Raw genomic sequence first — 17,533 nt, 5'->3', positions numbered from 1 at the left:
CAACTTTCGTTGTTGCAATGTAAATGGATTAACAATCGTAGTTTAATAAGCAACTTCGTTAGAAAGTTTAAGTTAGCTTTGTGACTATACGAATCAAAAAAAATAGATAACCGAATATGGAAAAATTACTCAGAATTATAGGTGCGGCTTGGGGCGCAAAAAAAATAGGAGGTGGTAAATGTGGTTGTATTGGAACAATTGTCGTGTTTTTTATTCTGTATTGGTTATTGGGTTATGTGTTTGATATGTTTTAAAGTGAAGATTGAAGTTCGAAGTTGGTAATCTTCTAATGTTTGTTCTTAATAAAATGCAGTGTTGAAATTTTTACTTGTCTATAATTACCTTTTGTATCTTTATTATAACAAAACGAAACCCATAAACCATCATGAAAATCATAGGAATAGGCAAAAACTACGTCAACGATAAATCAGAAATTAATGCTATAAAAACAGGAGCACAAACGATATTCACTAAACCAGAATCAAGTTTGGTGACCGGCAATAAGGACATTGATTTTCCAAAAATCACAAATCAATTGGCTTATGAGGTTGAGCTGGTTGCTAAAATAGGTAAACGAGGGAAGGACATTAGCTTAAAAAATGCGAATTCCTTTATTTCTGAAATAGCCGTAGGTATAGATTATACCGCCAAGGACGTATTGGCTGCGAGTAGAGAAAATAAAGGGCCTTGGGCTTTGGCTAAAGGTTTTGATGGTGCTTCACCAGTTTCAGAATTTAAACCTGTTTCAAACTTTTTGGATTTAGAGGCAATTAACTTCAATTTAAAAATTAATGGTGAACAAAAACAAATTGGGACGACGAGTTTAATGATTTATAGTTTTGCCGAAATCATTGCTTACGTATCATCTTTTATGACCTTGGAAGAAGGAGATCTAATGTTTACGGGAACTCCTGCAAGTGGAACAGGATTAGTCGTTAAAGGTGATCATTTACAAGCGTCTATTGAAGAGGAAGTGTTATTAGATTTTAAGATGATTTAAACTCGATATGATGGTTAAATACGTAACCTTTTTGAGGACTTAATTCTTTTTCATTCTTCTTTGACGCTCTTTGTATTCTTCAATCATTTTACGTCTGAATGATTTTTCTGCTTGTACAAGGGCAACAATTTTTTTTGCTGGTAAAATTTCCAATAAATCGTTGAGCAATTTGGAGCGTAATTCTGTTTTTTCCTTTTCTATGCTAATCATGTTAAGAAGATATGTTTCCGCTTCACTTTCGGTTAATTCATTTGCGGATTTTTCATTGCGCAGAGCGCTAAACTTTTCCCTAAGTTGATCTTCAGCGTCTTCATTGTCATTATAAATTGGCCAAAATTTTTGCGCTTCCTTTTTGGATAAATCCATTTGCTCGGTAATATGAGCAATCTTTAGAGCTTTTATTTTTTCTCTATCTGGTCGTTGTGCAAATACACTCGCAGAAACGAATAAGGTTAGGAGTAAAATATGAAATGTCTTCATGGATTTTTAATTTAGAATAAAATCTTCAGTATCTGTGTTTTCCAAATATTCATTGATTGTTTCGTTTGAAATGTTCACATCAATAAAATCTGTTTCTGAAATATCATCTGTAATGAAAAGGGACGCCAAATCCTCATTTGAATAGTCCTCTTGGTATAAATAATTTTCAATACTCGCCGTTTCTATAGTATTGATATTAATTTTTTCGCTATTGGCAATATATAAACTGAATAGTAACACAAAACTAGCTGCAAATCCAGTTACATAATAAAGTGCTTTTCTAGAATTTAAGCGGATCACTGGATTTTCTTCCGTATTAAATTGACTTATAATGTCATCTTCAACCGTGTCAAAATAATTATTTGGCACAGTGAAGCCAGGATTTTCTTTAGATGTAATCAATTCCTTTTCATAAATGCGCTCGAGAAGTTGATCTTCCAGCGTATCAAAATAATCTTCTGGAACTTCAAATCCTGATGACTTAATATTATGTATGTTTTCTTTTTTCACGTTATGCTGAATTAATTTCAGTATTTCAGTATCTATATATAAGACTTCAAATTAGTAAAATAGTTTAATCTGAAGTCAAATAGGCTTCTATTTTCTTTGCGGCAATATGATAGGAGGCCTTTAGTGCACCTTCACTAGTATCCAAAATTTCCGACATGTCCTTATATTTTAACTCCTCAAAATAGCGCATGTTAAAAACCAATTGTTGTTTCTGTGGTAAGGTTGCTATTGCCTTTTGTAATTTAAGTTGAATAGCATCACCATCAAAATAATCATCTGAGGTTAAGTTATCTATAGCTCTGTTTTGATGTTCTTCGTTTGTAATCTGTAAGCGTTTAGCATTCTTATTGATGAGTGTAATGGACTCATTTGTAGCTATTCTGTATAGCCAAGAAAACAACTTGCTTTCTCCTTTAAATTTGTCAATGCTACGATGGACTTTTATAAACGTATTTTGAAGCACATCGTCAGCATCATCATGATTCAGTACAATTTTTCTTATATGCCAATATAAACGTTCTTTATAGAGCTGCAGCAGTTCTCTAAAAGCCGCTTCTTTAGATAAAGGATTTTGTAAACGCTCTATAAATTCTGATTCGTCAATCAAGTGTTTTACTTTGGTACTAAGACTGGTTAAATTACAAAAAGTTTAATTAATTATTAATTAAAATTAGTGCTAATTCGTTTTATTGATTATCAATGTGTTAAAGCTTTTAAATACGATAAAATGCAAAAAAATACGACAAAAAGCATATTTTTCTTGTGTAATAGTTTTATTTAATCTATGTTTGTCTCAGCTTAACCTATTACTCGTTATCAGTTCCCCAAATCTGGTAACAAAAGAGAAGGATGTATTTAAATATGCATCCTTTTTTTTATTGTTAATTTACAAGTGTTATGCAGATTTTTTTTAATGCTACCACTGAAATAATGGGCTTTCTAAATAATTAGTAATACTGCGGAAAGATAAAAAGTGAAGTAAAAATCCAATATGTATAATTTTAAATTAGAAGTAAAATATCACTAGCACTAATCAAAACTCTGCATGTCAACAAGTTTTCTATACACACCATTTTTAGCGATCAATTCAGCGTGCGTGCCCTGTTCTGCAATTTCACCTTTGTTCATCACTACAATTTCATCAGCATTTTGAATTGTTGAGAGTCTATGTGCTATAATGATAGAGGTTCTATTTTTCATCATATTTTCAAGCGCATCTTGTACTAAACGTTCGCTTTCGGTATCTAAAGCTGAGGTCGCTTCATCTAAAATCATAATTGGCGGGTTTTTTAGCACAGCTCTTGCAATACTTAAGCGTTGTTTTTGTCCTCCAGACAATTTACCACCAGCATCTCCAATATTAGTATCAATTCCTTTTGATAAATCCTTTACAAATTCCCAGGCATTCGCAATTTTTAAAGCATCTATGATTTCTTCGTCAGTAGCATCTTCTTTACCTAAAAGTATATTGTTTTTAATACTCTCATTAAACAAAATGGAATCTTGTGTTACCAATCCCATTAGACGTCGCAAAGAATGTTTTGTAATGTCTTTTATATCTTCGCCATCAATGGAAATGCTGCCTTCATTAACATCATAAAAACGGGTAACGAGATTCGCAATGGTACTTTTGCCACTTCCAGATTGTCCAACCAAAGCAACACTTTTTCCTTTAGGGACTTGAAGAGTGAAGTTTTTAAGAACCAAGTCGTCTTCATACTTAAACGAAATATTATTTAGTTTTATGTCAGAATTAAAATCAGTTTTTACTCTAGCGTTCTCGACATCTTGAATGCTTGATTCTGTATTTAAGATATCTAAGACACGATCTGCAGATGCATTGCCTGCTTTTACTTTGTAAGTTGCCTTACTGATTGCTTTTGCCGGTGTTAAAATATTGTAGGCCAAAGCCATATAGGTAATGAATTGATCTGAAGTCAAGGTTTTATCAACCAAGACCATTTGCCCTCCATACAATAGAATAACTGCGATTACAACAATACCGAGGAATTCTGAAGTTGGCGACGCCAGATTCTGTCTATGGGCTAAATCATTTGAAAACTTGTATAATCTAGACGTTGAGTTTTTAAATGTTGACGTAAATTTTCTTTCAGCATTAAACCCTTTGATGACTTTTAGACCGTTTAAGGTTTCATCCAACACCGACAAAAATGCACCATTTTCTTCTTGTACACGTTGCGAATGTTTTTTCAAACTTTTACCTACTCTAGATATAATTATACCAGAAATAGGGATAAATATGAATACAAAAATGGTAAGTTTTAGGCTTATGGTAAACATCACAATAATTGTGAAAATGATGGTTAGCGGTTCTCTTACTAGTAATTCTAAAATAGCCAACAATGAATTCTGAATTTCGTTGACGTCAGCCGATATTCGAGCTATAATATCGCCTTTTCGTTTTTCTGAAAAATAGGATATAGGAAGGCTTACAGTTTTTTGATAGAGTTCATTCCTAATATCTTTCAAGATACCATTTCTAAGATATGCTAAAAAGAAATTTGAAAAGTATCCAGCCGCATTTTTAAGTAAAAAAGTAGCCAATACAACACAAATCATTATAATTAATACGCTGTATTGACCGTCCGCTTCAATTTTTTGGGTAATAAAAAAGTTAAGAGAATCTTCAAGATAGTTGCCATATTCTAGAATCCCATCGTAATTAGATCTTAGTGGTTTTTCAGCAATAGGTTCTGCTGTTTTCAGTAATACCTTTAACATTGGCATTAGAGAAACAAACGATAATGTTCCAAAAAGGGCATATAAAACGTTGAAGAAAATATTTAGAAACGCATACTTTTTGTACGGAACAATAAACCGTGATAACTTTTTTATATAATCCATTAATTATAAATTCATATCCTTGAGAATGGCATCAATTCTGTCATCCAATAACTGCTCCGTTTTTTTGAAGTCTGCCTTATTGTCAAGATCAGTATTTACGCTGATATAGAATTTTATCTTAGGTTCTGTCCCACTTGGTCGCAATGCTATTTTACTACCATCTTCAGTATAATAGATCAATACATTTGATTTTGGAATATCTATAGTCGTTTCTTCGTTGTTTTGAAGGTTTTTTGAAATTGATAAATCATAATCTTCAATCAAAACTACTTTTTGGCCATTGATTTCTTTCAGCGGATTAGCTCTGGCATCAATCATCATTTGCTTAATTTCCTGTGCACCAGAAATCCCTTTTTTAGTTAGAGAGATTAATCGTTCTTTGAAGAAACCGTGTGCCACATACAGATCAATCAATTCTTGGTACATGGTCTTACCTTTTGCTTTGGCTTGTGCAGCAATTTCACAAGCTAAAAGTGTAGAGGTTACCGCATCTTTATCTCGAACAAAATCGCCAACCATATATCCAAAACTCTCTTCGCCACCACCAATAAAATCAAGTTCCGGGAAGTCTTTTATCATTTTAGCAATCCACTTAAAACCAGTCAGACCGATTTTACTTTCTACATCGTAAGCATTGGCTAAAACCGTCATCATTGGTGTAGAAACAATAGTAGAAGCTACAAATTGTTTCCCATTGATTTTTCCAGAATTTTTCCATTGTTTCAAAAGGAAATCGGTCATTAGCAACATGGTCTGGTTACCGTTAAGGATTACTAATTCGTTTTCTAAATTACGTGTCACCACACCTAAACGATCACAATCTGGATCGGTTCCGATGACAATATCGCCATCCACTTTTTCTGCTAATTCCATGGCCATTTTTAAAGCCTCTGGCTCTTCTGGATTTGGAGAAACGACGGTTGGGAAATCGCCATTTGGTAATCGCTGTTCTTCAACAATATTTACGTTAGTGTAACCCGCTCGTTTTAATGTTTCCGGTATCGCTGTAATTGAGGTGCCGTGTAGAGATGTGAATACAATATTTAAGTTGGCTTTAGCTTCAGCAGACGTATCAAAACTTCCATTTTTCACAGAGGCATCAATAAAAACATCATCAACGTCTTTTCCTATGTATTGAATTAAATCTGAATTGGCTTCAAACTTAATTTCAGAATAATCCAATTTATTAATTTCAGCAATTACGGCTGAATCATGTGGTGGTACCAATTGACCTCCATCTTGCCAATAGACTTTATAACCATTGTATTCAGGTGGATTGTGCGACGCGGTCAACACAATGCCACAATGACAGTTTAAATGTTTTAAGGCGAAGGATAATTCCGGTGTTGCTCTTAAATCTTCAAATAAATAAACTTTGATGCCATTGGCTGAAAAAACATCTGCAACCAGTTTACCAAAGGTGTTGCTATTATGTCTGCAATCGTAAGCAATCGCCACCTTTATTTCTTCATTAGGGAAGGACGCTTTTAAATAATTACTTAAACCTTGTGTGTTTTTTCCTAAGGTGTATTTATTGATTCTATTGGTGCCCAATCCCATTATTCCTCGCATTCCACCAGTTCCAAATTCAAGATCTTTATAAAAACTCTCTTCCAATTCTTTTGGATTAGAGGCAATCATATTTTTAATTTGTGTTTGGGATTCGTCGTCAAAAGTTGGCGTTAGCCAGGCGTTTACACGATCTAAAATTTCTGGTTTAATGTGAATCATGGTTGTATGGATTTATTAGCTGAATAATTTGTTTAACAAAAATAAACAATTCGCAATTTGAAACCGACTAACAAGCTTATAAATTCTGAACCTTATTGAAGATTCAAATTTTCTTTAATGAAATACCGTTGTTGATCCCGTTTAGAACGTAAAACAAGTTCGCCCAGAAAGCCTGCGATAAAGAATTGCGAACCAATAATCATTGTTGATAGTGCAATGTAGAATTGCGGTCGATCAGTGATAAGTCTTCCGGTTGGATTCAGAAATAATTTGTCAATGCCCAAATAGAATGCAAATCCGAAACCAATAATGAACATCATGACGCCAAGCGCACCAAATAAATGCATTGGTCTTTTGCCAAAGCGCGAAATAAACCAAATAGTGATAAGGTCTAAAAAACCGTTGATAAAACGATTCATACCAAATTTGGTATGGCCATATTTACGTGCTTGATGTTGTACCACTTTCTCACCGATATTTGTAAAACCTGCATTTTTAGCCAACACAGGAATATAGCGATGCATTTCACCATAGACATCGATATGTTTTACAACGGTATTGCTATAGGCTTTTAAACCGCAATTAAAATCATTGAGTTTAACTCCTGAAGTTCGTCTTGCAGCCCAATTGAATAATTTTGAAGGTAAATTTTTAGAAAAATAGGAATCATAACGCTTCTTTTTCCAGCCGGAAATCAAATCGAAATGCTCTTCCTTTATCATTCTGAAAAGTTCAGGAATCTCTTCTGGATTATCTTGTAAATCGGCATCCATGGTAATGACCACGTTGCCTTTGGCTTGCGCAAATCCTGCATGCAAGGCTTGTGATTTTCCAAAGTTTTTTAAAAACCGAATCCCTTTTACATTCGGGTTTATTTCCACGAGTTCGGAAATAATTTGCCAAGACTTGTCAGTACTACCATCATCTATAAATAGAATTTCATAAAAAAACTGATTGGACAGCATCACTGATACTATCCAATCGTGTAATTCTTTTAAAGATTCCTCTTCGTTGAGTAGTGGTATTACTACTGATATGTCCATAGAGTTTTTGTCTAATTTCTAGACTTCAAAAATAGAGAAAATTTTTAAGGATACTATCGGTCATTTTTCAGAATTGCAGATATAATTAGAGCGACAATAAATCCAAAAAATAAACTTCCGAGTAGCATCATAGTCGCAATAAAAAATTCTGAAGTTGTTATGTCAATCATTTTCATTGCCATTTCTAATGAGTCACCTTCCATATTTGGGTTTTGTGACATCATATCAGCGATTGCTTCTTCTTTTTTGCCTAATAGAAATTCTGGAATAATCAATGTATAATGTATTGCGGCATATACAGCAGAAATGAGACCTCCAACTAAAGCAATTCCCATTCCTGTTTTTAAGCCATCTCTAATGCTTAATATATTGCCATTCATTTTCTTGTAAGCGTTAATTCCAAAGTAGAATATTGCAATGGTTGCCATGGTACTTATAACGCTAATAATCCAATGACTTTCTATATTTAAAACATACAATATTACAAGTCCGGCTATTGTTAAAAGTCCTGAATAAAGGCCATAATTATATGCAATTGGTTTAATAGATGGTTTAGTGTTTTCCATAATTATTAGTTGATTTCTGAGTTAATTGACTAGTTAGTATCCAAAGATATAGAAATGTTACATATTTTTGTGAAATAAAATTCATCAAAAAGATTGTACATTTATAAAAATTACTTAAATTTGCACCTCGAAAAATCGAATACATTTAAAGCATTTAGTGATGAAAGCAGGAATACATCCAGAAAATTATAGAATAGTAGCGTTTAAAGATATGTCTAATGACGATGTGTTTTTAACAAAATCTACTGCAGATACAAATGAGACTATTGACGTTGATGGTACTGAATATCCATTAGTTAAATTGGAAATTTCTAGAACATCGCATCCATACTACACAGGTAAATCTAAATTGGTAGATACAGCTGGTCGTATTGATAAGTTCAAAAACAAATACGCTAAGTTTAAAAAATAAACGAAGCTTACCGATAATCGAAAAAGCCTTTCTAACAACAGAAAGGCTTTTTTGTTTTCTATAATTAAATTACTTTTGATCCACTAATTAGTGGAACTTAGAGTGATAACTTCTATTTTCGAGCTTCTAACATCAATCATTTATGAACTATATATTATTTGATGGGCCATATCGCAACAACTTGTTGCCATTTACCTTTACAAGACCTGTGGCGGATATCAGAGTTGGTATTTTAACTATTCGACAAAAATGGGAATCCTATCTAGAATATACAACCACAACTATTACTGAAGATTATTTGGCAGATAAGTTTCCTATGGTTGAAATGGATGATAATATCATGATCAATGCTTCATTTCTTCCAAATTATGAGGTTGCTGAAATTGTAAGGAATTTAGAGCATAATCAAGCATTGTTCAAAGATGAAGACGTCATTGCATTTTATGCTAAAGAAGGCGAAGAGCACTCGGATTTTTCAACATTTGAAGCCATAGAACTCCAAGGAGATATTTTAAAGATTGAACATACTTGGGATATTTTTTCTAAAAACGGAGACGCCATTGCAGAAGATTTTAATTTAATTACAAAAGATAGAAAGTCACAACCTATTCCTTCAACCGTAAATACCCTCAACCCTGAAAACATTTTTATCGAAAAAGGAGCTGTCATAAATTTCGCAACCTTAAATGCAAGTTCTGGTCCCATATATATTGGTAGAGATGCGGAAATTATGGAAGGTTCTATGGTTAGAGGTCCTTTGGCACTTTGTAATAATGCAGCCTTGAAATTAGGTACTAAGGTATATGGACCTACAACGGTTGGACCATATAGTAAAATTGGAGGTGAAGTCAATAACTCTGTCATATTTGGTTTTTCTAATAAAGGACACGATGGCTTTTTAGGTAATTCAGTTTTAGGCGAATGGTGTAATCTCGGAGCAGACACAAATAATAGTAACTTAAAGAATAATTATGCTGAAGTTAGACTTTGGGATTACCAAACCGAGGGTTTTGCAAAAACTGGATTACAATTCTGCGGTTTAATGATGGGAGACCATAGTAAATGTGGTATTAACACCATGTTTAATACTGGAACAGTTGTTGGTGTAAGTGCTAATATCTTTGGAAGTGGATTTCCAAGGAATTTTGTGCCAAGTTTTTCTTGGGGAGGAAGTAAGGGGTTTGTAACCTATAAAACTAATAAAGCATTTGAAGTTGCTGAAGTAGTTATGGCAAGACGAAAAGAAGAATTTACAGACCAAGACAAGTCCATTTTAGAACACATATTTGAAGAAACAAAACAATATAGAAAAGACTAATAAATATAGGTCTATAAACTTGGCATAATCCGTTTTAATCTTAACTTTGACCATAATTACTTAGCCCTAATGAAATTCAATATTAACGTAGTATTTTATTTACTTATTCCTGTCACAATTTTTTCACAAAATAATTCTTCAAATAACTATAAAGAGTTTGATAAGATCGTAGGAACGATTAATAATGATTTAAGTCAAGGTATAAGGTTTGTAGATGATTTTAATAGGACCTATTCAAAAAATGACTTTAGATTTTTTAAATCCAACGTATATACAACAGCTTTTCTTCAATATAATGGTCAACCTTTCTTCGATGCTAATATAAAATACGATCTCCTTGAAGATCAGATTGTTTTTAGAAACAATACAGAAGATAAGAGTTTTGAAATTATTTTAAGTTCTTTGCATATTGATGCTTTTAAAATTTATGGTTCTACGTTTTTGAGACTACCACACAAAGCGTCAAAATTTTCATTTTATAATAATGGTTTTTTTGAGCAACTTTATAAAGGTCAAAACTTCAATTTATTTTTAAAGCACCAAAAAAATATAAAAAAGCGACTTGTTGATAAAACCGTTCTATATGAGTTTTTAGAGTCTGAAATTTTACTGCTAGAATATGATACAGAATATTATCAATTGACTTCAAAAAATGATATCATAGATGTATTACCACAAGAAAAGTCGAAAATAAAATCATTCTACAAAAAAAATAAAATTTTAAAAGTACGAGATTCGAAAGCTTTTATGATTTCTCTTTTTAGTCATTTAGATACTGAATAATTTAAACTCTGATATATTGAATGAAAGGACTCATCCTATTTGTAATATGGTTTCTATGTTTTCAAAATTTGTATGCACAACATACAGATAAGTTTTCAATCACTTTTGATGAGACTTCATTAAAGGAAGCTTTGCTAGAGTTGGAGAATTTAACTCATCAAGATTATTACTTTCAAGAGTCTTGGTTAGAGGATATAAAAGTCTCAGGTGCTTTTAAATCCCAGACTTTAGATTTTATACTTAAGACCATTCTGCAAGATACAAGCCTAAATTATTTAATTTATAACGACACTGTCATATTCACACAGAATAGTTTAATAGTTGATACGTTACCAAGTGTTTTTTTTAATGAAGATCTTAAAAGTGCTGAAGATAGCATTTCGGATACTGAAAGTAATTTAGACTCTATTAATTCTCGAACTCCTGTACTCATAAAACAATATACAAATGTGAAAATCAGAACCGGAGGAACTGTGGTTGCGATTGGTAAAGCTAGTAAATCAGCAGTAAAAAAGCGGTATAAAATAACTGGTCTTGTGAAAGATTTAAATACAAATAGACCGATTCCGGATTTAATAGTCAATGTTGTCAGTAAAGACATTAATGCCGTTACAGATAGTAATGGAAATTACGAATTGAAATTACCTAGTGGATCTTACATTATAGAAACCAAATCAATAGCTTACGAAACTAATGCACAAGAAGTTGTTGTCTACGGAGATGGTAATTTGGACTTTTCTCTTATAGAGTCTTTAACGCTATTAGATGAAGTTTTAATTGAAAATGATAGGGATGCGAATGTTAAAGAAGTAATGTCTGGAGTGACATCTATAGATGTAGAAGCTATTAAAACTGTGCCATTGATATTAGGTGAACGTGATGTTTTAAAGGTAGCCACAACTATGCCAGGGATTAAAACTAATGGGGAAGGGGCTTTAGGTTACAATGTGCGAGGAGGGAAAACGGATCAAAATCTTATTTTAATGGACGATGCTGTAATGTATAACCCATCACATTTTTTCGGTATTTTTTCGGCTATTAATCCATTTACCACTGGAAGTGTTAATATATACAAAGGCAGTGTTCCTGCTGAATTCGGCGGTCGCTTATCATCTGTTATAGATATGACTACAAAATCATCCAATACTGAGAAATTTTCTGCTGAAGGTAGTATCGGGCCAGTAACTGGTAATTTAGCTGTAGAGGTGCCTATTGCAAAAAATAAATCTTCAATAATTGCTGGTGTTAGAGCTACATATTCTGATTGGATTTTAAATACTATAGACGAAGAAACCATAAGTAATAGCGAAGCCTCATTTTATGATGGTATCATAAAATATAGTTCTAAAATTGATGATAAAAATGATGTTAGCGCTATGGGATTTTATAGTAAAGATAAATTTAGCATTACATCTGACTCGTTGTTTGATTATAGTAATCGCTTGGCATCTTTAAAATGGAATCACACGTTTGATAACAAAAATCGAGGAACGATAACACTTGCTAATACCCAATATAAATTCAAAATCACTTATGATAGTGATTTTAATAACGACTTCGGCTACGATTATACTTTAAATGAAACAGAGCTTAAATTAAATATGAAATATTTAATGAGTAAGCAACATAAGTTCGATTATGGTATTAGCAGTAAATTATATAATATTGAGCCAGGAAATATAAAACCATTAGATGAAAATTCTAATGTTGAATCTAACCGTATTGAAAAAGAAAAAGCATTAGAATCTGCCATCTTTATTTCCGACTTATTTAAAATCAACGATAAGCTTTCCTTAGATTTGGGTCTAAGGTATTCACTCTATTTTGCTTTAGGACCAGGAGATTATAACGTTTACGATTCTTCTCAGCCAAAATCGGATAATAGTGTAATAGAAACAAAATCCTTCGAGAACAATGCGATTGTAAAAACCTATGGTGGCTTAGAATACCGATTATCTGGTCGTTACTTTTTATCGCCAACACTATCAGTAAAAGGTTCCTATAATAAGACCTTACAATATATCCATTTACTTTCAAGTAATACAACGATGTCACCTGTAGATACTTGGAAATTATCTGACTTAAATATTAAACCACAAGTAGCACACCAAGTGTCATTTGGTATTTTCAAGAATTTTTCAGATAATAACTATGAATTAAGTTTTGAAACGTATTATAAAAAAATGTCAGACATTTTGGACTTTAAAATTGGAGCTCAATTAAGTTTGAATGAAAATATAGAAACCGAAGTTTTACAAGGAAAAGGCAAAGCATATGGTTTAGAACTTTTGGTTAAAAAAAATAATGGTAAATTAAATGGTTGGTTAAGTTACTCGTATTCGCGATCATTAATACAGCTACAAAGTCAATTTTTAACTGAGACAATAAATAATGGTAATTATTTTCCGGCCAATTATGATAGACCACATGATTTTAATATAGTCTCTAACTTTAGACTTACTAAGCGTTATAGTTTTTCTATGAATTTCAATTATCAGACGGGAAGACCTTTAACTTATCCGGTCGGAAAGTTTATATTTAATGGAACTGAACAAGTTATTTATAGTGATAGAAATAAAGCAAGGATTCCAGATTATTATAGATTAGACCTTGGTGTGAATATTGAAGGCAGTCACAAACTTGAAAAGTTAGCACATAGTTTTATAAATATATCTGTATATAATGTTTTAGGTCGAAGTAATCCGTATTCTGTTTTTTATGTCAATAATGAAGGTTCAATACAAGCCTATAAAACATCTATTTTTGCTATACCGATTCCTACAATTACATATAACTTTAAGTTTTAGATGAAAAGAAAACACTATATAAAGCTCTTTTATTTTTCTGCTATTGTCAGCTTATTTATGAGTTGTACTGAACGCTATGAATTAACAGAAAAAAACTTTGAGAGTTTATTGGTAGTTGAAGCTACTTTAATAGATCAACTAGGACCTCAAAAAATTCAACTATCCAGAACAATACCATTAAATTCTGAACAGCCAATTTATGTAAATGATGCTCAGGTTTGGGTAGAAGACGGTAATCAAAATATCTATACATTCAGTAATTTCGGAATGGGTAATTACATGTCTAATAGCAATTTCCAAACCTTTGAAGGTGAAACATACATACTGCACATAGCTGCAGCGGATGGATTAAACTATGTCTCAAGCCCAGAGATAGCTCCTCCAGTTTCAGAAATTCAAAATCTTAGTGCGGAATTACTAACAGTTAATGGAGAACAAGGCGTTCAAGTCCTCGTTAATAGCGCAGCTGGAGAAGCCACATTTTTTAAATACGATTATGAGGAAACCTATAAAGTGATAGCTCCATATTACAATAATTTTGACTTTACAATAGAAAATGTTGTTGGTTCGGGTGACTCTCTAGAGTATGATATTGTTCTTCAACCAAAAGATGAAAATGTCAGGGTATGTTACTCTACAAAGAATTCGACGGCTATAATTCAAGCGTCATTAAATGAGTTGGAGGTCAGTTCGATAGTAGATTTTCCGGTCAGATTTATAAAACAGGAGAATGCAATTTTGAGAGAGCGCTATAGTATTTTAGTTAAACAGTATGTTCAATCTTTTGAAGCTTATAATTTTTATAGAGTATTAAAAGAATTGGGAATAACAGAAAACCTTTTGGTAGAAAACCAACCAGGTTTTGTTCAAGGTAATATAACCTGCGTTGAAAATCCAGAACAAAGTGTAGTTGGCTTTTTTCAAGTATCGTCGGTTTCTTCATCGCGTTTGTATTTTAATTATTCGGATTTTAACATTCAAAAACCACCTTATTTTTCTGAATGTGAATTTTTAACTGATCTCGATTATATTGATAATACAACAGAAGATTTTGACCGAAATGATCGTAGCTACATGTATAGTATATTTTCAGTGGCAGAACCAGAATTTCTATATTTAGGAGGACAACATCCAATATTTAATTTTGTAAGAGCCGAATGTGGAGATTGTACAAGAATTTCATCAACTGTAATACCAGAATTTTGGGAAGATTAATCACAAATATTGGCATAGTATTTTTTGTCCTAACTTTTAGTTACATTGGAAATGCTCAAAAGGATTCCAATAAATTATCTTTGACTCAAGACGTGCCTTCCGAAAAGGTGTTCTTAAAAATTAACGATAGTATTATTTTATCTGGGGAAACTTTATATTATGACTTCTATAGTCTAATAACAAACTCATATAGTGATATTAGTAAGATAGCTTATGTAGAACTAGTTGATCGTAATAGAAATGTAGTTTTTAAGCATAAATTAAAACTGCTAAATGGCAGAGCCTCAGGTGATTTTTTCTTGCCTACTTCATTAAAAACTGGACAATACAAACTAATAGGCTATACCAATTGGAGTTTAAATAATTATGAGAATGCCTATGCTCACAATGACGTGTATCTGATTAATCCATTTTTGAATGCTTGGGACAATAACCTTATAAGCACATTTGGAGCTACAGAAAAGTATATTGAAATTGGTTTAGTCAATAAAAAATTAATGACTGAACAAAAAAATGTCAATTCAGAAATCACTTTATTTACCATTGATAGTGTGTATGCCAAAAGACAAAAAGTTACGCTTCAGATTGAAAATAAAGAAGGGGCTTCCAATTTTGGCAGTTATACGCTTTCAGTAAAAAAAATGAATTCGATTTTTGTGGCACATAACAACACCAATCAAAATATAGAAAACGAACAAAAGGTGAAAGAACTGCGTCTACCAGATTACAGAGGTGAATTAATATCTGGTAAGGTTATAAACATAAAAGACAATAAACCAGTAGAGAAGATTTCGGTTTCGTTGTCCATGCAAGGAGATGATGTGATTTATAAGTCGGCAACAACAAATAAGTCAGGTGAGTTTTATTTTAATATGATTGAAAACTATGATGATAAAGTTGGCTATTTGCAATTAGAACTAAAAGATCAACATTATTATAAGATACTATTAGACTCAACATATTTTGATGCTTATGATGATTTGAAGTTTTATCCCTTAAAAATTAATAAGGATATTCGGAACTGGGTCGAGAATCGAAGTGTTTTTAATCAAGTAGAAAGTGCCTATTTCAACCTAAAACGAGATAGCATCATAAATCAGCAGAATCCGTTACCTTTTTACGGAAAGCCAGATTTAGTATATGTTTTAGATGATTATACACGTTTTAAAACACTAAAAGAAACATTTGTTGAGGTGGTGCAGCAAGCTGCTATTAGAAACGATGGACAAGACTATAAGTTTTTGGTTTATGAGAATAACGCTATAGATAATACTAGATTATTTGATGAAGCAAGTCCATTGTTAATTTTCAATGGAGTACATTTTATGGACGAAAAATATGTTGTGGAATACGATCCAAAGGAGATAGAGTCCATAAACTTGGTGAAAGGCACATATATTGATGGATTGATATTTTATAATGGCATAATTGATATTAGACTAAAAACACCAAATAATTTTAACTTTGATCAAGGCAGTGTACTTAAATTAAATGTGAAACCAGTAATAAACCCTAAACGTTACTTTTACCAAACTCACGAATCAATTGATAAACACGTGCCAGATTTTAGAACGCTATTATTATGGAAGCCAAGATTTATAGTAGATGCTCCAAGAAAGGAAATTGAATTTTATACCTCTAGTGTGACAGGTTTTTACGAGATAGTACTTGAAGGATTTACGGAACAGGGTGAAAAAATCTATATAAATAGTATTTTTGAAGTTAAATAGAAAACATAAAAATTTTAAAACCACTTCTACAAGGCCATTTTAGAACACATATTTGAAGAAACAAAACAATATAGAAGAGAATAACATGAAACCATTACCCAAATTTACCCTACTTTTTTTATTTTTTATAAGCCTTGGATTTTCGCAAGAGGTTGAGATTAAAAATCTTAAAATCAATAATAAACTTGATCATTTTGCTGCAAGAGTTGTAAATGATAAAGTCCTTTTGAGTTCTAACTTAGTGACCAAAAGAGGTCGTGCTATTTTAGACAAATTTTCTCAACAACTTTTTGGTATTTATGAAGGTACTATAGATGAGGATGGTGAAATTAAAAATGTTGAGCTTCTAAAAAGACCAGAGGTTGGCATGTCTAATATGTCGGTAGCCACTTATTCTAAAGATGGGAAATATATGTATTTTACATCTAACCATACGGAAAAAGGAGAGAATAAATTACAAGATAAGAATACGTTCAACCTATTGATCCAGCGTGCCGAATATGAAGAAGGCATAGGTTGGACTAATTTTACAACATTGCCATTTTGCGATCCTGACCATAATTTTGCACATCCTGCGTTAAGCCCTGATGGCTCTACGCTCTATTTTATTGCCGATGTAAAAGGCACAAAAGGAAAATCAGATTTATATAAAGTATCGGTTTCTGACCATAAAACCTATGGTGAAGTTACTAAATTAAGCGAAAAGATTAACTCCTCTCGAACCGAGATATTTCCATTTGTAAGTGCAGATAACAAGCTTTATTTCTCTTCCGATAGACGCGGTGGAAAAGGAGGTATAGATATTTACAGTTACGATTTGGAATCCAATGATGAGGACCAAAAACCAGTCTCATTAGATGCACCAATTAACGATCGTGGAGATGACTTTTCATTTTTTTTGAATGATGATTTAACAACAGGCTACTTATCTTCAAGGCGATTAAGAGGAGAAGGTGGTGACGATTTGTATTATTTCTCGGGATTTTCTGGTAAATAATTATTTTAGGGACACATCGCGACTTAACCATAACATAATAGAACTTATTTGTTAAGCGAATTCTTTATTTCTTTGT

Annotated in this window: 16 protein-coding genes; 9 read left to right on the top strand and 7 right to left on the bottom strand. The window is 32.3% G+C overall.

Features of this window, described 5'->3' with window-relative positions; all coding sequences use genetic code 11:
• Window positions 1-116 precede the first annotated feature (116 nt).
• Both HM990_RS10810 and HM990_RS10805 read left to right on the top strand, forming a co-directional pair.
• Window positions 117-254: a hypothetical protein gene (locus tag HM990_RS10810; protein WP_178988950.1), complete on the top strand. Its 138-nt coding sequence runs from the start codon at window positions 117-119 to the stop codon at window positions 252-254.
• 131 nt (window positions 255-385) lie between these two features.
• Entirely contained in the window at window positions 386-1,000 is a 615-nt protein-coding gene (locus HM990_RS10805) for a fumarylacetoacetate hydrolase family protein (RefSeq protein ID WP_178988949.1), read from the top strand.
• Between the two features lie 39 nt (window positions 1,001-1,039).
• Here HM990_RS10805 and HM990_RS10800 read toward each other — a convergent pair whose 3' ends face one another.
• The 7 genes from HM990_RS10800 to HM990_RS10770 all read right to left on the bottom strand — a co-directional run bounded on the left by HM990_RS10800 (window position 1,040) and on the right by HM990_RS10770 (window position 8,195).
• Complete coding sequence (locus HM990_RS10800; protein WP_178988948.1) at window positions 1,040-1,480, bottom strand: sensor of ECF-type sigma factor; 441 nt, start codon at window positions 1,478-1,480, stop codon at window positions 1,040-1,042.
• A gap of 6 nt (window positions 1,481-1,486) precedes the next feature.
• A complete protein-coding gene (locus tag HM990_RS10795; protein ID WP_178988947.1) occupies window positions 1,487-1,990 on the bottom strand; it encodes a hypothetical protein in 504 nt (167 codons plus the stop codon).
• 64 nt (window positions 1,991-2,054) lie between these two features.
• Window positions 2,055-2,597, bottom strand: coding sequence for an RNA polymerase sigma factor (locus tag HM990_RS10790; protein WP_178988946.1), 543 nt, complete (start codon window positions 2,595-2,597; stop codon window positions 2,055-2,057).
• A 422-nt stretch (window positions 2,598-3,019) separates the two neighbouring features.
• Window positions 3,020-4,855 (bottom strand): ABC transporter ATP-binding protein, encoded by a 1,836-nt coding sequence (locus HM990_RS10785; protein ID WP_178988945.1) that lies wholly within the window; start codon window positions 4,853-4,855, stop codon window positions 3,020-3,022.
• 3 nt (window positions 4,856-4,858) lie between these two features.
• On the bottom strand, window positions 4,859-6,586 hold the full coding sequence (locus HM990_RS10780; RefSeq protein WP_178988944.1) for a phospho-sugar mutase: 1,728 nt from the start codon (window positions 6,584-6,586) through the stop codon (window positions 4,859-4,861).
• A 92-nt stretch (window positions 6,587-6,678) separates the two neighbouring features.
• Window positions 6,679-7,629 (bottom strand): glycosyltransferase family 2 protein, encoded by a 951-nt coding sequence (locus HM990_RS10775; RefSeq protein WP_178988943.1) that lies wholly within the window; start codon window positions 7,627-7,629, stop codon window positions 6,679-6,681.
• A 53-nt stretch (window positions 7,630-7,682) separates the two neighbouring features.
• Window positions 7,683-8,195 carry a DUF4199 domain-containing protein gene (locus tag HM990_RS10770; protein ID WP_178988942.1) on the bottom strand — a complete coding sequence of 171 codons (513 nt, stop codon included), beginning with the start codon at window positions 8,193-8,195 and terminating at the stop codon, window positions 7,683-7,685.
• Window positions 8,196-8,355: 160 nt separating this feature from the next.
• Here HM990_RS10770 and HM990_RS10765 point away from each other — a divergent pair, with 160 nt between their 5' ends.
• The 7 genes from HM990_RS10765 (at window position 8,356) to HM990_RS10735 (ending at window position 17,457) form a co-directional block, all read left to right on the top strand.
• Window positions 8,356-8,607, top strand: a complete 252-nt coding sequence (locus HM990_RS10765) for a type B 50S ribosomal protein L31 (RefSeq protein WP_178988941.1) — start codon at window positions 8,356-8,358, stop codon at window positions 8,605-8,607.
• A 142-nt stretch (window positions 8,608-8,749) separates the two neighbouring features.
• A complete protein-coding gene (locus HM990_RS10760) occupies window positions 8,750-9,925 on the top strand; it encodes a GlmU family protein (RefSeq protein WP_178988940.1) in 1,176 nt (391 codons plus the stop codon).
• Window positions 9,926-9,994: 69 nt separating this feature from the next.
• The gene (locus tag HM990_RS10755) at window positions 9,995-10,708 is read left to right on the top strand and encodes a hypothetical protein (protein WP_178988939.1); all 714 of its coding nucleotides are present in this window, start codon (window positions 9,995-9,997) and stop codon (window positions 10,706-10,708) included.
• 20 nt (window positions 10,709-10,728) lie between these two features.
• A complete protein-coding gene (locus HM990_RS10750; RefSeq protein WP_178988938.1) occupies window positions 10,729-13,515 on the top strand; it encodes a carboxypeptidase-like regulatory domain-containing protein in 2,787 nt (928 codons plus the stop codon).
• A complete protein-coding gene (locus HM990_RS10745) occupies window positions 13,516-14,730 on the top strand; it encodes a DUF4249 domain-containing protein (RefSeq protein ID WP_178988937.1) in 1,215 nt (404 codons plus the stop codon).
• A complete protein-coding gene (locus HM990_RS10740) occupies window positions 14,718-16,460 on the top strand; it encodes a hypothetical protein (protein WP_178988936.1) in 1,743 nt (580 codons plus the stop codon). The genes HM990_RS10745 and HM990_RS10740 overlap by 13 nt, the downstream gene beginning before the upstream one ends.
• Before the next feature lie 85 nt (window positions 16,461-16,545).
• The gene (locus HM990_RS10735; RefSeq protein WP_178988935.1) at window positions 16,546-17,457 is read left to right on the top strand and encodes a TolB-like translocation protein; all 912 of its coding nucleotides are present in this window, start codon (window positions 16,546-16,548) and stop codon (window positions 17,455-17,457) included.
• The last annotated feature ends 76 nt before the right edge of the window (window positions 17,458-17,533 follow it).

Source organism: Winogradskyella schleiferi, assembly GCF_013394655.1.
GTDB classification, from domain to species: domain Bacteria; phylum Bacteroidota; class Bacteroidia; order Flavobacteriales; family Flavobacteriaceae; genus Winogradskyella; species Winogradskyella schleiferi.
Note: the sequence above shows the minus strand (reverse complement) of the source record. Positions and strands in the feature narration are given on the sequence as shown.

Coding starts and splice junctions, on each gene's coding strand:
- HM990_RS10810 (WP_178988950.1), top strand. CDS start 117: ATGGAAAAATTACTCAGAATTATAGGTGCGGCTTGGGGCGCAAAAAAA.
- HM990_RS10805 (WP_178988949.1), top strand. CDS start 386: ATGAAAATCATAGGAATAGGCAAAAACTACGTCAACGATAAATCAGAA.
- HM990_RS10800 (WP_178988948.1), bottom strand. CDS start 1,480: ATGAAGACATTTCATATTTTACTCCTAACCTTATTCGTTTCTGCGAGT.
- HM990_RS10785 (WP_178988945.1), bottom strand. CDS start 4,855: ATGGATTATATAAAAAAGTTATCACGGTTTATTGTTCCGTACAAAAAG.
- HM990_RS10780 (WP_178988944.1), bottom strand. CDS start 6,586: ATGATTCACATTAAACCAGAAATTTTAGATCGTGTAAACGCCTGGCTA.
- HM990_RS10775 (WP_178988943.1), bottom strand. CDS start 7,629: ATGGACATATCAGTAGTAATACCACTACTCAACGAAGAGGAATCTTTA.
- HM990_RS10770 (WP_178988942.1), bottom strand. CDS start 8,195: ATGGAAAACACTAAACCATCTATTAAACCAATTGCATATAATTATGGC.
- HM990_RS10765 (WP_178988941.1), top strand. CDS start 8,356: ATGAAAGCAGGAATACATCCAGAAAATTATAGAATAGTAGCGTTTAAA.
- HM990_RS10760 (WP_178988940.1), top strand. CDS start 8,750: ATGAACTATATATTATTTGATGGGCCATATCGCAACAACTTGTTGCCA.
- HM990_RS10755 (WP_178988939.1), top strand. CDS start 9,995: ATGAAATTCAATATTAACGTAGTATTTTATTTACTTATTCCTGTCACA.
- HM990_RS10750 (WP_178988938.1), top strand. CDS start 10,729: ATGAAAGGACTCATCCTATTTGTAATATGGTTTCTATGTTTTCAAAAT.
- HM990_RS10745 (WP_178988937.1), top strand. CDS start 13,516: ATGAAAAGAAAACACTATATAAAGCTCTTTTATTTTTCTGCTATTGTC.
- HM990_RS10735 (WP_178988935.1), top strand. CDS start 16,546: ATGAAACCATTACCCAAATTTACCCTACTTTTTTTATTTTTTATAAGC.